The organism is Pseudomonas sp. RC10-4-2, from assembly GCF_050433085.1.
GTDB classification, from domain to species: domain Bacteria; phylum Pseudomonadota; class Gammaproteobacteria; order Pseudomonadales; family Pseudomonadaceae; genus Pseudomonas; species Pseudomonas aeruginosa.
This window is the reverse complement of record NZ_JBNPXX010000002.1, coordinates 1487359-1504346: the sequence shown is the minus strand read 5'-3', so window position 1 is coordinate 1504346 and position 16988 is coordinate 1487359. Positions and strand designations below refer to the sequence as shown.

General features: G+C 69.9%; 17 protein-coding genes. 3 read left to right on the top strand and 14 right to left on the bottom strand.

Features of this window, described 5'->3' with window-relative positions; all coding sequences use genetic code 11:
* The first annotated feature begins 152 nt into the window (after positions 1-152).
* On the top strand, positions 153-1427 hold the full coding sequence (locus FHW81_RS15105; protein WP_003082638.1) for an outer membrane protein transport protein: 1275 nt from the start codon (positions 153-155) through the stop codon (positions 1425-1427).
* Between the two features lie 58 nt (positions 1428-1485).
* Here FHW81_RS15105 and FHW81_RS15100 read toward each other — a convergent pair whose 3' ends face one another.
* The 3 genes from FHW81_RS15100 to FHW81_RS15090 all read right to left on the bottom strand — a co-directional run bounded on the left by FHW81_RS15100 (position 1486) and on the right by FHW81_RS15090 (position 3927).
* Positions 1486-2040, bottom strand: a complete 555-nt coding sequence (locus FHW81_RS15100; RefSeq protein ID WP_003082631.1) for a glutathione peroxidase — start codon at positions 2038-2040, stop codon at positions 1486-1488.
* Between the two features lie 164 nt (positions 2041-2204).
* Positions 2205-3404 (bottom strand): MFS transporter, encoded by a 1200-nt coding sequence (locus FHW81_RS15095; RefSeq protein ID WP_003449467.1) that lies wholly within the window; start codon positions 3402-3404, stop codon positions 2205-2207.
* Positions 3405-3477: 73 nt separating this feature from the next.
* Entirely contained in the window at positions 3478-3927 is a 450-nt protein-coding gene (locus FHW81_RS15090) for a MarR family winged helix-turn-helix transcriptional regulator (protein WP_003145315.1), read from the bottom strand.
* A gap of 130 nt (positions 3928-4057) precedes the next feature.
* On the opposite strand from FHW81_RS15090, the gene FHW81_RS15085 reads away from it, so the two are divergent.
* Entirely contained in the window at positions 4058-5878 is a 1821-nt protein-coding gene (locus FHW81_RS15085) for an acyl-CoA dehydrogenase C-terminal domain-containing protein (RefSeq protein WP_003158257.1), read from the top strand.
* Between the two features lie 32 nt (positions 5879-5910).
* Here the strand turns inward: FHW81_RS15085 and FHW81_RS15080 are convergent, their stop codons facing one another.
* Positions 5911-6471, bottom strand: a complete 561-nt coding sequence (locus FHW81_RS15080; protein ID WP_003158256.1) for a TetR/AcrR family transcriptional regulator — start codon at positions 6469-6471, stop codon at positions 5911-5913.
* Positions 6472-6589: 118 nt separating this feature from the next.
* Between FHW81_RS15080 and FHW81_RS15075 the strand changes: the two genes are divergently transcribed.
* A complete protein-coding gene (locus FHW81_RS15075; protein ID WP_003109280.1) occupies positions 6590-8095 on the top strand; it encodes an MFS transporter in 1506 nt (501 codons plus the stop codon).
* Here the strand turns inward: FHW81_RS15075 and FHW81_RS15070 are convergent.
* Genes FHW81_RS15070 through cobO form a run of 10 tightly spaced genes read right to left on the bottom strand, consistent with a single transcriptional unit; the run spans position 8058 to position 16941 of the window.
* The gene (locus FHW81_RS15070; RefSeq protein WP_016253684.1) at positions 8058-8795 is read right to left on the bottom strand and encodes an adenosylcobinamide-GDP ribazoletransferase; all 738 of its coding nucleotides are present in this window, start codon (positions 8793-8795) and stop codon (positions 8058-8060) included. The genes FHW81_RS15075 and FHW81_RS15070 overlap by 38 nt on opposite strands.
* Positions 8796-8797: 2 nt before the next feature.
* Complete coding sequence (gene cobC, locus FHW81_RS15065; RefSeq protein ID WP_023090716.1) at positions 8798-9382, bottom strand: alpha-ribazole phosphatase family protein; 585 nt, start codon at positions 9380-9382, stop codon at positions 8798-8800.
* Positions 9379-10434, bottom strand: a complete 1056-nt coding sequence (cobT, locus tag FHW81_RS15060) for a nicotinate-nucleotide--dimethylbenzimidazole phosphoribosyltransferase (RefSeq protein WP_003158253.1) — start codon at positions 10432-10434, stop codon at positions 9379-9381. Before cobT ends, cobC begins: the two co-directional genes overlap by 4 nt.
* Entirely contained in the window at positions 10431-10952 is a 522-nt protein-coding gene (gene cobU, locus FHW81_RS15055; RefSeq protein ID WP_003082599.1) for a bifunctional adenosylcobinamide kinase/adenosylcobinamide-phosphate guanylyltransferase, read from the bottom strand. The genes cobT and cobU overlap by 4 nt, the downstream gene beginning before the upstream one ends.
* Positions 10945-12417 carry a cobyric acid synthase gene (locus FHW81_RS15050; RefSeq protein ID WP_003112353.1) on the bottom strand — a complete coding sequence of 491 codons (1473 nt, stop codon included), beginning with the start codon at positions 12415-12417 and terminating at the stop codon, positions 10945-10947. The genes cobU and FHW81_RS15050 overlap by 8 nt, the downstream gene beginning before the upstream one ends.
* Positions 12410-13405 carry a threonine-phosphate decarboxylase CobD gene (gene cobD / locus FHW81_RS15045; protein WP_003123098.1) on the bottom strand — a complete coding sequence of 332 codons (996 nt, stop codon included), beginning with the start codon at positions 13403-13405 and terminating at the stop codon, positions 12410-12412. Before cobD ends, FHW81_RS15050 begins: the two co-directional genes overlap by 8 nt.
* Entirely contained in the window at positions 13398-14336 is a 939-nt protein-coding gene (cbiB, locus tag FHW81_RS15040; protein ID WP_003159856.1) for an adenosylcobinamide-phosphate synthase CbiB, read from the bottom strand. Before cbiB ends, cobD begins: the two co-directional genes overlap by 8 nt.
* Positions 14333-14989, bottom strand: coding sequence for a 5,6-dimethylbenzimidazole synthase (gene bluB, locus FHW81_RS15035; RefSeq protein ID WP_003082592.1), 657 nt, complete (start codon positions 14987-14989; stop codon positions 14333-14335). Before bluB ends, cbiB begins: the two co-directional genes overlap by 4 nt.
* Position 14990: 1 nt before the next feature.
* Positions 14991-16298, bottom strand: a complete 1308-nt coding sequence (locus FHW81_RS15030) for a cobyrinate a,c-diamide synthase (protein WP_003159855.1) — start codon at positions 16296-16298, stop codon at positions 14991-14993.
* 31 nt (positions 16299-16329) lie between these two features.
* On the bottom strand, positions 16330-16941 hold the full coding sequence (cobO, locus tag FHW81_RS15025; protein ID WP_003082589.1) for a cob(I)yrinic acid a,c-diamide adenosyltransferase: 612 nt from the start codon (positions 16939-16941) through the stop codon (positions 16330-16332).
* Between the last annotated feature and the right edge of the window lie 47 nt (positions 16942-16988).

The window sequence follows — 16988 nt, the reverse complement described above, 5'->3', positions numbered from 1 at the left end:
TTACATACAGACACGAACGGTTGCGCTACCTTCGCTTCACTGGCACCGGAGCCAACCGCTCTGTTCCGCACCCTGCGGAACTTCGGAACACTGGCGCCGGTCTGGGAATCTTGGTAGTTTGCGCGCCGTTATACACAGGAGTTGCTCCAACAATGAAAACAATATGGTTTAAAACCTCTCTCGCACTGACCATTAGCGCTGTCTCCACCTACACCCTCGCCAACGGCATCGCCATCAACGAACAGAGCGCCAGCGGCGCCGGCACCGCCTACGCCGGCCGCGCCTCGTCCGCGCTCGATGCCAGCACCATCTACGGCAACCCGGCCGGCCTGTCCAAGCTGAAACGCACCGAAGTCAGCGGCGGTCTGGCCATCGTCAAGGCCAAGGACGACATCAGCCAGGCCCACAGCACCGCCCAGGGCAGCAACAAGGGCGACTCGGTACCGCTGGCCGCCGTACCGTTCGGCTACTTCTCCACGCCGATCAACGAAGATTTCACTTTCGGCCTGGGCATCTACGTGCCCTACGGCATCATCAACGATTACGAAAACGGCTTCATGGGCAGCTCCCACGGCTCCTATAGCAAGGTGCAGGTGATCACCGTGCAGCCGACCATCGCCTGGAAGATCAACGACAAGGTTTCCGTCGGCTTCGGTCCGACCTTCAACCGCATCGACGGCCAGTTGAAGAACACCCTGGCCACCAATGGCCTGCTCGGCAGCAACGGCGATACCAAGATCAACATCAAGGGCGACGACACCGCCATCGGCTACAACGTCGGCGTGATGGTCGACCTGACCGACGACACCACCTGGGGCCTGACCTACCACTCCAAGGTCAAGTACCACCTGGGCGGCAACACCGAAGTGAAGAACGCTCCGGGTGCCCTGGGCCTGAACGGCAAGTACGATGCCAAGCTGGACATCACCCTGCCGGAATCGGTGGATACCTCCATCACCCACAAGTTCGACGACAAGTGGACGGGCTACCTGGGCGCCGTCTGGACCCGCTGGAGCCGCCTGGAGAAGATCGAGGTGCGCAACAGCGGCGTACCGGCGCTCGGCCAGGCCCTGGGCTTCAACACCATCGGCGAAGACCTGAACTGGCGCGACACCTGGTCCTTCTCGGTAGGTACCTCCTACCAGGCCACCCCGGAGTGGGTGCTGCGCACCGGCTTTGCCTACGAGCCGTCGCCGACCTCCAACGAGGACCGCAACGTGCGCATCCCGGTGGGCGACCGCAAGGTCTTCACCGTCGGTGCCGGCTGGTCGCCGAACCAGGACCTGACCGTCGACGTGGCCTACGCCTACCTGTGGGAAACCACCGCCGGCGTCAACCAGGAAGGCAGCGCCCTGCAGCCGGCCTACAGCGCCAAGTACGACAACAGCGCGCATGGCCTGACCGCCCAGGTCACCTATCGTTTCTGATCGCACGCGCCAACGAAGAAGCCGGGCAATGCCCGGCTTTTTCATGCCTGGCCGACCCTCAGGGCTGGCTGGCGATGGCCTTCTCGATGGCGGCCTGGAGCTGCGGATCGTCCGGGGTAGTCTTGCTGGAGAACTGCGCGACCACCCTGCCCTGGCGATCCACCACGTACTTGTAGAAATTCCAGCGCGGCGCCTGGCCGCTCTGCTCGGCCAACTGGCGGAACAGCGGGATCGCCTCGTCGCCGCGCACGTGCTGCGGCTGGGTCATGGCGAAGGTCACGCCGTAGTTGCCATAGCAGATCTTCGCGGTCTCGGCGGTATCCGCGGCTTCCTGCTTGAAGTCGTCGGAAGGTACCCCGAGCACTTCCAGGCCCTGCCCCTTGTAACGCTGGTAGAGCGCCTCGAGCCCCTTGAACTGCGGGGTGAAGCCACAGTGGCTGGCAGTGTTGACCACCACCAGCGGCTTGCCGGCGTAACGCTGGCAAAGATCGATGCTTTCCTTGGAACGCAGCTTGGTCAACTGGCCCTGCAACAGTTCCGGGCAATCGGCGGCCCAGCCGCTCAGCGGCAGCCCGGCGAGCGCCAGGACGGACAACAGCACGCGAGGTTTCATGGAATGGCTCCTTGGCGACGAATGTCCCAGCTTACCCTTCCCCGCGCCTATCGCCACCTATCAGCATGCGCCCATGCCCAGTTCCAGCAGCGCCAGTCCGCCACGCTGCCAGCCCCACCAGGCGAGTCCCAGCAGCGCCCCGGCGGCGAGCAGCCAGGCCAGCTTCACGCCGCGCCTCCGGCCACCTGCAGGCGCGCCACCGGACGCTCGCGCACCGGCCAGTTGAGCAGCGCCGCGAGCAGGCTTAGCAGGATCGACAACTGCCAGACCAGGTCGTAGCTGCCGGTGCGGTCGTAGACCACCCCGCCCAGCCAGCCGCCGAGGAAGGCGCCCAACTGGTGGAAGAGGAACACAATGCCGCCGAGCATCGACAGGTTGCGCACGCCGAACAGGGTCGCCACGGTGCCGTTGGTCAGGGGCACCGTGGACAGCCACAGCAGCCCCATGGCCACGCCGAAGGCGTAGGCGCTGTAGACGCTCAGAGGCAGCCAGAGGAACAGTACGATCACTACCCCGCGCACCAGGTACAGCGCGGTCAGCAGGCGCGGCTTCGACCAGCGCCCGCCGAGCCAGCCGGCGATGTAGGTGCCGAACACGTTGAACAGCCCGACCAGCGCCAGCACCGTGGTGCCGACCTGCGCCGGCAGGTGCTGGTCGACCAGGTAGGCCGGCAGGTGTACGCCGATGAACACCACCTGGAAGCCGCAGACGAAGAAGCCCAGCGCCAGCAGCCAGAACCCGGAATGCGCGCAGGCCTCGCGCAGCGCTTCGCCGAGGCTCTGTTCATGGCCCTGCGGCGGCAACGGGCGATCCTTCATCAGCCCGGCCAGCGGCACGATCAGCGCCACCAGCAGGCCCAGGGCGAGCAGGGCCGAGGACCAGCCCAGCCAGCCGATCAGGCCGAGGGTACCGGGCAGCATGGCGAACTGGCCGAAGGAGCCGGCCGCGCTGGAGATACCCATCGCCATGCTGCGCTGCTCCGCCGGCACTGCGCGGCCGACGGCGCCGAGGATCACCGAGAACGAGGTGCCGGAAAGGCCCAGGCCGATCAGCAGGCCGGCGCTCAGCGACAGCCCGGTGGCCGACTGCGAGAGTCCCATCAGGACCAGACCGAGGGCGTACAGCAGGCCCCCCACCAGCACCGCCCGCGCCGCGCCGTAGCGGTCGGCGAGCGCCCCGGTGAACGGCTGGGCCAGGCCCCAGACCAGGTTCTGCAAGGCGATGGCGAAGGCGAAGACTTCGCGGCCCCAGCCGAAGTCGGCGCTCATCGGCGCGAGGAACAGGCCGAAGCCATGTCGCACGCCGAGGGACAGGGCGAGGATCAGGGCTCCGGACAGCAGGATCCAGAAGGCGGCACGCGGCATGGGTCGCTCCATCTACGGGTATATACCCGCTTTATCGTGAACGAAGCGCCTCGGCGAGAGGCTTCGTCGGTTGTCAGTCCAGTCGCTCCAGTTCCACCAGCAACGCCGCCAAGGCGCCGCTGCGCTCCTCGCCAAGGCGCCCGGCGAGACGCCGCTGCGCATCTTCCCAGGCCGGCGTTCCGCGCTCCAGGGCATCCAGCCCGGCAGGCGTCAGCTCGACCAGGCGGTTGCGCTGGTCCTCGCCACCGGTCAGGCGCAGCAGGCCGTCGCCTTCCAGCACCCGCAGGTTGCGACCGAGGGTGCTGCGGTCGAGTCCCATGGCTTCGGCGAGTTCGGAAATGCTCGGCCGGTCCAGGCGCCGCAGGTGCCGCAGCAGGGAAAACTGCGCCACCTTGAGGCCGGTATCGGCCAGCGCCTCGTCGTAGAAGCGGGAAACGCTGCGGGCGGCGCGACGCAGTTTGGTACAGAGGCATTGGGTCGGTAGCATGGATGCGTGTATATACCCGTACTTCTCGACGGTCAAGCGGATTGTCCGAACTGCCAACGCCGTCTGTTGCCCCTGCCAAGGCCGGACGCCGGGCGCTGGCCTATAACTCGCGCTGTCAGCGGCGACCGGGAGCACCCGGCGCCCTCCATCCATCGCCGAGGTAGCCATGCCCGTTTACAAAGCCCCGCTGCGCGACACGCGCTTCCTGCTCAACGAAGTCTTCGATTTCCCCGAGCATTACCGCAACCTGGTCAACGGAGCCGAAGCCACGCCGGACATGGTCGATGCGATCCTCGGCGAATGCGCGAAGCTCTGCGAGGAAGTGATCGCCCCGCTCTACCACAGCGGCGACGAGGAAGGCTGCCACCTGGAGAACGGCGAAGTACGGACGCCGAAGGGCTACAAGGAAGCCTACGAGGCCTATGTCGCCGGCGGCTGGCAGGGCCTCTCGCACCCGGTGGAGTACGGTGGCCAGGGCCTGCCGATGAGCCTCGGCGCGCTCAAGCAGGAGATGATGGGCACCGCCAACTGGCCGTTCTCCATGTATCCCGGCCTCTCCCTCGGCGCGATGAACACCCTGATGCAGCACGGCACCGAGGAACAGAAGCAGACCTACCTGGTTCCGCTCACCGAGGGCCGCTGGGGCGGCACCATGTGCCTCACCGAGCCGCAGTGCGGCACCGATCTCGGCCAGGTGAAGACCCGCGCCGAGGCCAACCCCGACGGTAGCTACGCCATCAGCGGGACGAAGATCTTCATCTCTTCCGGCGAACACGACCTGACCGAGAACATCGTCCACATCGTCCTCGCCCGCCTGCCGGACGCACCGAAGGGCACCCGCGGCATTTCCCTGTTCATCGTGCCCAAGTTCCTTCCCGGCGAAGGCGGCGCGCTCGGCCCGCGCAACGGCGTGAGTTGCGGCGCGCTGGAGAAGAAGATGGGGATCAAGGCCTCGGCCACCTGCGTGATGAACTTCGACGGCGCCACCGGCTTCCTCATCGGACCGCCGAACAAGGGCCTGGAATGCATGTTCACCTTCATGAACAGCGCCCGCATCGGCACCGCCATCCAGGGCGTGGCCACCGCCGAGCTGGCCTACCAGGGCGCCCTCGCCTACGCCCGCGAACGCCGCTCCATGCGCGCGCTCTCCGGGACCAAGGAACCCGACCAGGTCGCCGACAGCCTGATGCACCACGGTGACGTGCGGCGCATGCTGCTGACCCAGAAAGCTATCGCCGAAGGCGGCCGGGCGCTGGTCTACCTGGCCACCCAGTACGCCGACCGGATGATCCAGGGCATCCTCAGCAACGACGACGCCGAATACGAACGCTGGGACGACAAGCTCGGCTTCCTCACGCCGATCCTCAAGGGCTGCCTGACCGAACTCGGCCTGGAAAGCGCCAACCTCGGCATGCAGGTGTTCGGCGGCCACGGCTATATCCGCGAACACGGCATGGAGCAGATCGTCCGCGACGCGCGGATCGCCACCCTCTACGAAGGCACCACCGGCATCCAGGCCCTCGACCTGCTCGGCCGCAAGGTCCTGCTGATGACCCAGGGCAAGGCCGTGCGCGACTTCACCAAGAGTGTGGCCCGGTTCGCCGTCGACCTGCTGAAGAACGAACCGCGCATGCGCGGCCGCGCCCTGGTGCTGCTCAAGCTCTGCGCCCAATGGAACCTGCTGACCCTGCGCATTGCCCTCACCGCGCGCAAGCAACGCGATCTGGTGAGCACCGCCAGCCACGACTACCTGATGTTCTCCGGCTACGCCACGCTGGCCTATTCCTGGGCCCTCCAGGAAGCCGCTGCGCGCCGGCGACTGCGCCAGGGCGGCAGCGAGTCGGCGGACTTCTACAAGGCCAAGATCGCCACCAGCGAATTCTACTTCGCCCGCCTGCTTCCGCGCGCCAAGGGCCACGCGGCGGCAATGGCGAAGCCGACGGGTTCGATCATGGACCTGAAGAGCGAGCACTTCGCCTTCGACTGAGGCGACCACCCGCAGCGCGCGCCAGCGGAGCCTCAGCCTCCGCTGGCGCCAGCCGGGTTCAGCAACAACGCACGAACGTCGTCGAGCATCGAGTCCCACTCCTCCTGGCCAATGTCCATCAGGCGGAAGTAGCGCAACATGAAAGCGCCCTCCACCGCCAGGAACGCCAGGCGCGCACGGCGCCCCTCAGGTGCGGACAGGTCCAGGCCTTCCAACCGGCTGCGATACCACTGGTTGCTGCCCTCCAGATGCTCGGGCGTCTGGATCAGCGCCGCCATCAGCGCCGCCGCCTTGCTGCTGGACAGCTCGTCCGAACGCTGGGTCGCCTCGGCATGTGCGCGAACCCGCGTCAGTGGCGTCGGCTGCTTCCCTGCCACCGCTTCGAACAGGCTGTCGTAGGCCTTGCCCCAGCGCTCGAAGATCGCGTCGATCAGCGCATCCTTGGTACCGAAGCAGTACTGCACGCCGCCCTTGGTAATGCCCATTTCCTTCGCCACCGCATCGATGGTCAGGCCGGCCGCGCCTTCGCGGGCGATCACCGCCTCGGCGGCATCGAGCAACTGGTCACGGTCGATCGTTCGTCGGCGTCCCATGGCTACCTCTTGAGTTTAAATCCATACGTATGTATTTATATTTTCACGCGCCCGCCCGTGGCGCGCAATTCCCGTTATCCACGGCGAGCGATGAACCGTTCGCCACAGAGGTTATCCCATGTTCCGGCAGAACCGCTGGCTGGTCCTGGCCATCGTCTCCAGCGCCCTGTTCCTCATCATCATCGACATGACCGTGCTCTACACGGCCCTGCCGCGCCTGACCCACGACCTCGGCGCGACGGCCGCGGAGAAACTCTGGATCGTCAACGCCTATCCGCTGGTGGTCGCCGGCCTGCTGCCCGGCGCCGGCTTGCTCAGCGACCGCCTTGGCCACAAGCGGCTGTTCCTCGCCGGCCTGCCGCTGTTCGGCCTGGCCTCGCTGTGCGCCGCCTTCGCCCCCAGCGCCGCGGCGCTGATCGCCGCCCGCGCCGGGTTGGCGGTGGGCGCGGCACTGATGATGCCGGCGACCCTGTCGATCGTCCGCCATGTCTTCCAGGACGAACGCGAACGCGCCCTGGCCATCGGCATCTGGGCCTCCGTCGCCTCTGCCGGCGCGGCGCTGGGGCCGGTGGTCGGCGGCGTGCTGCTGGAGTTCTTCTGGTGGGGCTCGGTGTTCCTCATCAACGTCCCGGTGGTGGTCGTCGCTTTGTTGCTGGCGCTGCCGGCCATCCCGGCCTGCGGCGGCCAGTCGCGGCGCCCATGGGACGCCCTCGGCTCGCTGCAGGTGATGTTCGGCCTGGTCGGGGTGGTGTATGCGATCAAGGAACTCAGCACACGCGCCCCGGACTTCGGGCTGGCCGTCCTGGCCGCGCTCGGCGGCATGCTCTGCCTGTACCTGTTCGTCCGCCGCCAGCGCCGCGCCCGCGAACCGATGATCGACTTCGCACTGTTCCGCAACCGGCGCTTCGCCCGCGGCGTCGCGGTGGCCCTGGTGGCGACCATGGCGTTGGTCGGCATGGAACTGGTGTTCAGCCAGCACCTGCAACTGGTGCAGGGCCTGACGCCGCTGAAGGCCGGCCTGTTCGTCCTGCCGATCCCGCTGGCCTCGCTGGTGGTCGGGCCGCTGGCCGGCTGGCTGGTGCCGCGCTGGGGCGAGAACCGGGTGATGTGCGCCTCCCTGTTGCTCGGCAGCGCCGGATTGCTCGGCCTGGCCCTGTCCTACCAGTCCGCCACCGGAGCGCAACTGGCCAGCCTGGTGCTGCTCGGCGTCGGCTTCGGCGGCGCGATGACCGCCGCCTCCACCGCGGTGATGCTCAACGTGGACGAACAGAGTTCCGGAATGGCGGCCGCCATCGAAGACGTGTCCTACGAATTGGGCGGGGTGATCGGCGTGACCCTGCTCGGCAGCCTGATGAGTTTCGTCTACGGGATGTCGCTGAGGCTGCCCTCGGCCGAGCTGCCGGCGCGGGTCCGCGACAGCCTCGACGACGCCCTGTTGGTCGCCGAGGGCCTGGCGCCGGAGGTCGCGTCGCGGCTCGTCGAGCTTGCCCGGCAGGCTTTCGACCAGGCCTTCGTCGCCGTGCTACTGGCCGCCGCCGCGCTGCTCTTCCTCAGCGCCATGGCGGTCCTGCGCCAGCCGCGTCCGGCTACAGAGCCAGCGCCACCAGCACCGCACACTCGGTAAGTTCGACCAGCGCGCCGGCGGTGTCCCCGGTGGTGCCGCCGAGGCGCGCGAGGAAACGGCTGCGCAGCCAGGCGAAGAGCATCAGCGTCACCAGCAACGCCAGCAGGCCGGCCAGGCCGAAGGCCAGGGCCAGGCCGAAACTCACCCCCAGCACCCACGGCAGGCTGCGCGCCGGCAGGTGCTCGGCGATGGCCTGGCCGAGGCCGCCGGGGCGCGCGTAGGGCGTGGTCAGGAACAGCAGCGGCAGGCTGCTGCGCGCCAGCCACGGGGCCAGCGGCAACAACCCGGCCTCGCCCTGGCCGAGCAGCGCCGCCAGGGCGGAGAACTTCAACAACAGGACCAGTACCAGGACAACCACCGCCACCGGGCCACTGCGCGGGTCCTTCATGATCGCCAGGGTCCGCTCGCGGTCGCCCAGCCCGCCGACCCAGGCGTCCGCCATGTCGGCCAGGCCGTCCAGGTGCAGCGCGCCGCTCAGCGCCACCCACAGGCTCAGCAGCAAGGCTGCCTGCAACAGCGGCGGCGTACCGTCGAGCGACCGCGCCGCGGCGTACAGCACGACGCCGATCAGCACCCCGACCAGTGGATAGCAGAGCACCGCGCGGCCGAACTGTTCCGGCGTCGGCATCGCCGACAGGCGCACCGGCAGGCGGGTGAGGAACTGCAAGGCGACCAGCAGTGAGCACAAGGCTTCGCGCATGGCTATTCCCCTTCCCGGCACTCGTGCCAGCGATCGTCGCCCTCTCCGGCGCGCAGGCCGAACAGTGCGCCATGACCGACGTCCACCTGCAGCAAGTGCTCGCGCGGCAGGCCACGGGCGCGAGCGAGCAACAGACGGATGACGCCGCCATGGGTCACCAGCAGCACACGACGGCCGGCATGACGCTGGCGCAGGCGTCGCTGGGCGACCAGCACCCGCGCCTCGAACTCGGACAGCGGCTCGCCGCCCGGCGGGGTAAAGGCGTAGGGATCGGCCCAGAAGCGGCCGAGCGCCTCGCTGTGGCCGTCCATCAGGGCGGCCGCCGAGCGCCCCTCCCAAGCGCCGAAATGCAGTTCGCGCAGATCGTTTTCCAGTTCCAGCTCGATCTCCTGGCGCTGCGCCAGTTCCTCGGCGAAGGCGCGGCAACGTTGCAATGGCGAGCTGACCAGCAGGTCCCAGCGTCCGCCTTCCACCGCCGTGCGCATCTGCGCCCAGCCACGCGCGGTCAAGGCGTCGTCGAGGCTGCCGCGGAAACCGCCGCCGGACTCGGTTTCGCCATGCCGCAGGAGGTCCAGGCGCAGGCTCATGCCGGGCGGTCCGAGACCGCCGCTTCGGCGAAGGTCGCCATCCCCGCGTGCAGCGCGCAGGCCTGGCGCAGCAGCGGCACCGCCAGCGCCGCGCCGCTACCCTCGCCCAGGCGCAGGCCGAGGTCGAGCAGCGGTTGCGCCGCCAGGGCTTCGAGCACATGGCGATGGCCCGGCTCGGCACCGCTGTGGGCGAACAGCAGCCAGTCGCGGCAGGCCGGGTTCAGGCGCACCGCGCAGAGCGCCGCGACGCTGCAGATGTAGCCGTCGACCAGGGCGACCATGCCTTTCTGCGCGCAGGCCAGGTAGGCGCCGGCCAGCGCGGCGATCTCCAGGCCACCGAGACGGCGGAGGGTTTCGAAGGGGTCGGCGCGATGGGCGCCGTGCAGGGCCAGGGCACGCTCGATCACCGCGGCCTTGTGCGCCACGCCGCTGGCGTCCAGCCCGGTTCCCGGCCCGACCAGCGCGCTCGCCGGCGCATCCAGCAGCGCGCAGGCCATGGCCGCCGCCGCGGTGGTATTGCCGATGCCCATCTCGCCGCCGATGAACAGCTGGCTGCCGGCCTGCTCGGCGCGGCGCACGCTTTCGCGCCCGGCCTCGAGCGCCAGCAGGCACTGTTCGGCGCCCATCGCCGGGGCCTCGACGAAGTTCGCGGTGCCCGCCGCCAGGCGCAGGTGACGCACGCCGGGCAAGGCTTCCAGGGGGAACGCGGTGCCCAGGTCGACCACCTCCAGGCCGGCGCCGAGTTCGCGCGCCAGCACGCTGATCGCCGCGCCGCCGCGGACGAAGTTGCGCAGCATCTCGCCGGTGACCGCCTGCGGATAGGCCGAGATGCCCTCGGCGACTACCCCGTGGTCGCCGGCGAAGACCGTCACCCAGAGCCTCTCCAGGCTCGGTCGTTCGCGCCCCTGCAACGCCGCCAGGTCGATCGCCACCTGCTCCAGGCGGCCCAGCGAGCCGCGCGGCTTGGTCAACCGGTCCTGGCGTTCGGCCGCGCGCCGGCGCATCTGCGGGTCCGCCTCGCGGCAGGTGTCGCGCCACCATTGCAGACTCATAGCGGTTCTCCTTTCAACGGCATGGGCAGGCCGGCGACGGTGAAGGTCACCCGTTCGCAGCGTTCGGCGATGGCCTGGTGCAGCCAGCCGGCCTCGTCGACGTAGCGCCGGCTGAGTTCGCCCAGCGGCACCACGCCGAGCCCGGTTTCGTTGCTGACCAAGATGATCCGTCCCGGCAGCTCGCCGAGACATTCCAGCAGCGCCTCGCGCTCGCCGTCGAGACGCTGGGGATCGTCGCAGAGCAGCAGGTTGGTCAGCCACAGGGTCAGGCAGTCGACCAGCAGGCAGCGTCCGGCCTCGGCCTCGCTGCGCAGCGTCGCCGCCAGCGCCAGAGGCTCCTCCAGGGTTCGCCAGTGGGCCGGGCGGCGCGCGCGGTGCTCGGCGATGCGCCGGCCCATTTCGCCGTCGCCGGCCTGGGCGGTGGCGATGTAGCTCACCGCCAGCCCGCTCTCGGCGGCCAGGCGCTCGGCCAGGCGGCTCTTGCCGGAACGGGCGCCGCCAAGGATCAGGTCACGCATGGGGTTCTCCGCAGAGGGCGAGCAATCGCCCGGTATCCAGGTGGCGCTCGACCAGGTCGGCGAGCCGCTCGATGTCGCGTTCGCGCAAGGCCTGGTAGTCCACCGCCTGGACCTCGCGCAGGCCGGCCCAGCGCAGCAGCGCCGAACAGGCCGCGGTGGATTCGAACAGGCCGTGCAGGTAGGTGCCCATGACGTTCCCGTCGACGCTGCGGGCACCATCCGCGCGGCCATCGTCGAGCACCACCGCCGGCCGCGCCAGGGCCTCGCCACGGGTGACCCCGGCATGGATCTCGTAGCCCGACAGCGGCGCATCCTCCAGGCTCAGGCGGCCCTGTACGTTGCGCAATTGCTTGTCCGCCTCCAGGGTCGTTTCCAACGCCAGCAGGCCGAGGCCAGCGCTGCTGCCGGCCGCGCCTTCCAGGCCGAGCGGATCGTGCAGGCGCTCGCCGAGCATCTGCAGGCCGCCGCAGATCCCCAGCAGGCGACCGCCGTAGCGCAGGTGACGGAGGATCGCCTCGTCCCAGCCACGCTCGCGCAGCGCCGCGAGGTCGGCGCGCACGCTCTTCGAGCCGGGCAGGACGATCAGGTCCGCCGACGGCAGCGCCTGGCCGGGGCCGACGAAGCTCAACTCGACCTGGGGGTGCAGGCGCAGCGGATCGAAATCGGTGTGGTTGCTGATCCTCGGCAGCACCGGCACCACCACCTTCAGGCGCGGCCCGACCTTGGCCGCCTGGCGCGTGTCGATGGCGTCCTCCGCCTCCAGGTGCAGGTCGCTGACATAGGGCAGCACGCCGAGCACCGGCTTGCCGGTGCGCGCCTCCAGCCAGTCGAGGCCGGGTTGCAGCAGGGCGATGTCGCCGCGGAAGCGATTGATGACGAAGCCCTTGACCCGCTCCCGCTCCGAGTCGGAGAGCAGTTCCAGGGTACCGACCAGGTGGGCGAAGACCCCGCCGCGGTCGATATCGGCGACCAGGATCACCGGGCAATCCACCGCTTCGGCGAAGCCCATGTTGGCGATGTCGTTGGCGCGCAGGTTGATCTCCGCCGGCGAGCCGGCGCCCTCCACCATCACCACCCGGTAGGCGGCGGCGAGCCGCCCATGGGAAGCCAGCACCGCTTCCATCGCCACGCGCTTGTAGTCGTGGTAGGCGGCGGCGTCCATGCTGGTCACCGCGCGGCCATGGATGATCACCTGGGCGCCGATGTCGGTGTTCGGCTTGAGCAGCACCGGGTTCATGTCGGTGTGCGGCGCCAGCCGGCAGGCCTGGGCCTGGACCGCCTGGGCGCGGCCGATCTCGCCGCCGTCGGCGGTGACCGCGCTGTTCAGCGCCATGTTCTGCGGCTTGAACGGCACCACCGCGACGCCGCGCCGGGCCAGCCAGCGGCACAGCGCGGTCACCAGGGTGCTCTTGCCGGCGTCCGAGGTGGTGCCCTGGACCATCAGGGTCCGCCCGCGATCACTCATGAGCAGGCTCCTTGAAGCCGAGCAGCGCGGCATCGAGCCGGGCCCAGGCGGCCTCGTCGGCGGGCAGGCCGAGGCGCAGGCTGGCCGGCTGCTCGAACTGGCGGGTGAGGATGCCGCGCCGCGCCAGGTAGTCGTGCAACGCCGCGCAGCGTGGATCGACCAGGCGCTGGAACAGCGCGCTGCCGCCCGCCGGCGGCCAGCCGTGGCGGCGCAGCAGTTCCTCCAGGCGCTGGCTGGCGGCCAGCAGGCGCTCGCGCTGCTGGCGCTGTTGCTGGCGGTCGCGCAAGGCGCTCTGGGCCACATGGCGCACCGGGCCATTGACCGTCCACGGACCGAGCTGCTCGGCCAGCGCCTGCAACAGCGGCCGTTCGCCGAGGGCGAAGCCGAGCCGCGCACCGGCCAGGCCGAAGAACTTGCCGAACGAGCGCAGCACGATCAATCCGGGTCGGTTGCTACAGGCCGCCAGGCTCGACTGCGGGGTGCAGTCCATGAACGCCTCGTCGACCAGCAGCCAGCCGCCGCGACGTTGCAGGCGGGCATGCCAGGCCAGCAGCTCGGCGGGCTCGAAGACCCGCCCGGTGGGGTTGTTCGGGTTGACCACCAGCAGCACGTCGAGGCTGTCGAGATAGGGCTCGACCTCGGCCTCGCCGATCTCCCGCACCAGGTGCCCGGCCTGGCGCCAGGCGTGGGCGTGCTCGGCATAGCACGGCGACAGGACGCCGACCCGCCCGCCCCGCCGCATCCTCGGCAGGGCCTGGATCGCCGCCTGGCTGCCGGCCAGCGGCAATACCCGTTCGGCGCCGTAGTAGAGGCAGGCGGCGGCTTCCAGGCCGTCGTCGCTCTCCGGCAGGCGGGTCCAGGCCTGCTCGGGGATCGCCGGCAGCGGAAACGGCCAGGGCGCGATGCCGGTGGACAGGTCCAGCCAGTCCGCCAGCGGAATGTCGTAGCGGCGCGCCGCCTCGCGCAACCGCCCTCCGTGTTCAAGCATGCAGCCACCCCATGGCCCAGAGTCCGGCCAGCACCAGCAGCCAGAGCAGCACGCCCTGGCGCACCAGCGCCAGGGCCCGATAGATGTCGCGGCCCTGCGGCTGCGGGCCGCTGCCGAGGAGCGGCCGCTGGTGCAGCTCGCCGTGGTAGATCGCCGCGCCGCCCAGGGAAACCCCCAGCGCACCGGCGCCGGCGGCCATCACCGGGCCGGCGTTGGGGCTGTCCCATTGCGGCGCCTGCTCGCGCCAGCAGCGCAGGGCCTGGCGGGTGTCGCCGAGCAGCGCGTAGGTCAGCGCCACCAGCCGCGCCGGCAGGTAGTTGAGGATGTCGTCGATCTTCGCCGCGGCCCAGCCGAAGCGCTCGAAGCGCGCGTTGCGGTAGCCCCACATCGCGTCCAGGGTATTGCTCAGGCGATACAGCACCACCCCCGGCGCGCCGGCCACGGCGAACCAGAACAGGGCGGCGTAAACCGCGTCGCTGCCGTTCTCCAGTACCGATTCGGTGGCCGCGCGGGCGACCCCGGCCTGGTCCAGTTCGCGGGTATCGCGGCTGACCAGGTAGCCGACACGTCGCCGCGCCTCGTCCAGGTCGCCGGCGCGCAAGGCCAGCGCCACCGGTTCGGCGTGCTCGCCGAGGCTGCGCAGGCCGAGCGCGGCGTACAGCGCCAGGGCCTGGACCAGCCAGCCGAGGTAGGGAAGTTCAGCGAGCGCCCAGGCCAGCAGGGTCAGCGGCAGTACCGCGAGGACCCAGGCGGTCACCCCGTGGCTGCGCCAGCCGACCCCGGGATCGCCCTCGCCGGCCAGGCGCGAGCGGTTGAAACGGCGCTCCAGGCGATCGGCCAGGCGGCCGAAGGCGACCAGCGGGTGCCAGCCCTGCGGCTCGCCGAAGCGCGCATCCAGCGCCACGCCGAGGATACCCAGCAGTGCGCTCATGCTCGCTCGCCCCAACGGTTCTGGTAGACCAGCTCGGCCAGCGGACGCGGTTCGCTCCAACCCTCCAGCGCCAGCATCGGCGCCGGGTAGAACTCCGCCACCGGGCCCAGGCAGAGCACCGCCACCGCCTCGCTGCCGGGCGGCAGGCCGAGCAACTCGCCCAGCGCGGCCGGATCGAACAACGATACCCAGCCCATCCCCAGGCCCTCGGCGCGACTGGCCAGCCAGAGGTTCTGGATCGCGCAGGCGAGCGACGCCAGGTCCATCTGCGGCAGGGTCCGGCGACCGAACACATGGCGTTCGCGGTCGTCCATCAGGGCGGCAACCAGCAGTTCGGCGCAATCCAGCACGCCCTCGACCTTGAGCCGCATGAACTCGTCGGAGCGCTCGCCGAGGGCTTCGGCGGTACGTCCGCGTTCCTCCTCGACCAGCCCGTGGATGGCCCGGCGCAACGCCGGCTCGGTGATACGGATGAAGCGCCAGGGTTGCATCAGGCCGACGCTGGGCGCCTGGTGCGCGGCCTCCAGCAGCCGCGCGAGCAGCTCCGGCGCCACGCTGCCGCCGCTGAAGTGGCGCATGTCGCGGCGCTCGGCGATGGCCCGGTAGACGGCGGCGCGTTCCGTGGCGCTGAAGGCGTGAGAAGAATCGGACATGTCAGTCGGCGTCTCGCGCGGGCGCCAGCAACGCGGCGGCGGCCTGCGGGTTGGAAGGCAGGTAGAAATGGATATAGGAAGCCGTCAGCCGGCCAAGACGGAACACCGCCTCCGCCGTGTTCCGGCCGTTCGGGCAGACGCCACGGGCCAGAGGCTCGACGGCGCAGTCGAGGGTCGAGTGATGGAAGGTATGCCCGCGCAGCCGCCCTTCCGGCAGCTCGACCTCCTGCAAGGCCAGGGCGGTCAGGCGCTTCTGCAGGCGCGCCCGGCCCGGCAGCAGGCCGAGCAGTTCGCCGCGCTCGCCGTCGGCGTCTTCCAGGCAGTCGAGCAGGTAGAGCATGCCGCCGCACTCGGCCAGCAGCGGCTTGCCGGCGGCATGGTGGGCTCGGATCGCCTCGGCCATGGCGCGATTGCCCTGCAGGCGCCCCAGGTGCAGTTCGGGATAGCCGCCCGGCAGGTACAGGCTGTCCACGGCGGGCAGCGCCTGGTCCTGCAGCGGCGAGAAGAACACCAGTTCGGCGCCGAGTTCGCGCAGCAGGTCGAGATTGGCCTGGTAGAGGAAGGCGAACGAGGCGTCGCGGGCCACGCCGATGCGCACGCCTTCCAGGCTGCGTTGCAGCGGCGCCGGAGCGGGCACCTCGAAGGTCACCGGCTCCGGCAGGTCGGTCTCGGCGCTGGCCCGCAAGGCGTCGGCGGCGGCGTCCAGGCGCACATCGAGATCGGCCAGTTCCTCGGCCTGGACCAGGCCCAGGTGGCGGCTCGGCAATTCGAATTCGGCCGAGCGCGGCAGACCGCCGAACCAGCGCATGCCGGGCGGCAGGCAATCGCGCAGGATGTCGCTGTGGCGCTGGCTGCCGACGCGGTTGCCGAGCACTCCGGAAAACGGCAGGTCCGGCTGGAAATGCGCCAGTCCGTAGGCCAGCGCGCCGAAGGTCTGGGCCATCGCCGCGCCGTTGATCACCCCCAGCACCGGCACGCCGAAACGCCGCGCCAGGTCTGCCGCCGAGGGGTTGCCATCGAACAGGCCCATCACCCCTTCGATGAGGATCAGGTCGGCCTCGCCGGCGGCCCGCGCCAGCAGGCGTCGCGCTTCGGCCTCGCCGACCATCCACAGGTCGAGCTGGTAGACCGGCGCGCCGGAGGCGCGAGCGAGAATCATCGGGTCGAGGAAGTCCGGTCCGCACTTGAACACCCGCACCCGTCGCCCCTGGCGCGCATGCAGGCGGGCCAGAGCGGCGGTGACGGTGGTCTTGCCCTGGCCGGAGGCCGGGGCGGCGATCAGCAGGGCCGGACAGCGTGCCTGGGTCATGGGCGAAGCGTCTCCGCGCATGGCGCGGGCATCAGAACTCCACTCCTTTCTGCGCCTTGATCCCGGCCTTGAACGCGTGCTTGACCAGGCTCATCTCGGTCACCGTGTCGGCGGCCTCGACCATCCCCGGCTGCGCGCCGCGACCGGTCACCACCACATGCTGCATGGCCGGGCGCGCCTGGATGTCGGCGAGGACCCTGTCCAGTTCCAGGTAGCCGTGCTTGAGGGCGATGTTCAGTTCGTCCAGCACCACCAGGCCAACGTCCGGGTCGGCCAGCAATTGCGCGGCGACCTTCCAGGCCGCCTCGGCCTTGGCGATGTCGCGCTGGCGGTCCTGGGTCTCCCAGGTGAAGCCCTCGCCCATCACGTGATAGCTGACTTCCTCGGGGAAGCGCCGGAAGAAGGCTTCCTCGCCGGTGCTGGCGGCGCCCTTGATGAACTGCACGACACCGACCTTCATGCCATGGCCCAGGGCCCGCGCGACCATGCCGAAGGCCGAGCTGCTCTTGCCCTTGCCGTTGCCGCTATGCACCAGGAGCACGCCGCGTTCGTCGCGGGCCTGGGCGATCTTCTCGTCGACCACGGCCTTCTTGCGCTCCATCCGCTCGCGGTGGCGCTGGTCCTTCTCGGGGGATTCGTTCATCGTCGATCACTCCTTGCGGCGACGCGGCCGCGCCGTCGCCTCGTTCA

What these genes read in the sequence shown, in the direction of transcription:
- FHW81_RS15105 (WP_003082638.1), top strand. Translation starts at nt 153, where the DNA reads ATGAAAACAATATGGTTTAAAACCTCTCTCGCACTGACCATTAGCGCT.
- FHW81_RS15100 (WP_003082631.1), bottom strand. Translation starts at nt 2,040, where the DNA reads ATGAAACCTCGCGTGCTGTTGTCCGTCCTGGCGCTCGCCGGGCTGCCG.
- FHW81_RS15095 (WP_003449467.1), bottom strand. Translation starts at nt 3,404, where the DNA reads ATGCCGCGTGCCGCCTTCTGGATCCTGCTGTCCGGAGCCCTGATCCTC.
- FHW81_RS15085 (WP_003158257.1), top strand. Translation starts at nt 4,058, where the DNA reads ATGCCCGTTTACAAAGCCCCGCTGCGCGACACGCGCTTCCTGCTCAAC.
- FHW81_RS15080 (WP_003158256.1), bottom strand. Translation starts at nt 6,471, where the DNA reads ATGGGACGCCGACGAACGATCGACCGTGACCAGTTGCTCGATGCCGCC.
- FHW81_RS15075 (WP_003109280.1), top strand. Translation starts at nt 6,590, where the DNA reads ATGTTCCGGCAGAACCGCTGGCTGGTCCTGGCCATCGTCTCCAGCGCC.
- FHW81_RS15070 (WP_016253684.1), bottom strand. Translation starts at nt 8,795, where the DNA reads ATGCGCGAAGCCTTGTGCTCACTGCTGGTCGCCTTGCAGTTCCTCACC.
- cobC (WP_023090716.1), bottom strand. Translation starts at nt 9,382, where the DNA reads ATGAGCCTGCGCCTGGACCTCCTGCGGCATGGCGAAACCGAGTCCGGC.
- cobT (WP_003158253.1), bottom strand. Translation starts at nt 10,434, where the DNA reads ATGAGTCTGCAATGGTGGCGCGACACCTGCCGCGAGGCGGACCCGCAG.
- cobU (WP_003082599.1), bottom strand. Translation starts at nt 10,952, where the DNA reads ATGCGTGACCTGATCCTTGGCGGCGCCCGTTCCGGCAAGAGCCGCCTG.
- FHW81_RS15050 (WP_003112353.1), bottom strand. Translation starts at nt 12,417, where the DNA reads ATGAGTGATCGCGGGCGGACCCTGATGGTCCAGGGCACCACCTCGGAC.
- cobD (WP_003123098.1), bottom strand. Translation starts at nt 13,405, where the DNA reads ATGCTTGAACACGGAGGGCGGTTGCGCGAGGCGGCGCGCCGCTACGAC.
- cbiB (WP_003159856.1), bottom strand. Translation starts at nt 14,336, where the DNA reads ATGAGCGCACTGCTGGGTATCCTCGGCGTGGCGCTGGATGCGCGCTTC.
- bluB (WP_003082592.1), bottom strand. Translation starts at nt 14,989, where the DNA reads ATGTCCGATTCTTCTCACGCCTTCAGCGCCACGGAACGCGCCGCCGTC.
- FHW81_RS15030 (WP_003159855.1), bottom strand. Translation starts at nt 16,298, where the DNA reads ATGACCCAGGCACGCTGTCCGGCCCTGCTGATCGCCGCCCCGGCCTCC.
- cobO (WP_003082589.1), bottom strand. Translation starts at nt 16,941, where the DNA reads ATGAACGAATCCCCCGAGAAGGACCAGCGCCACCGCGAGCGGATGGAG.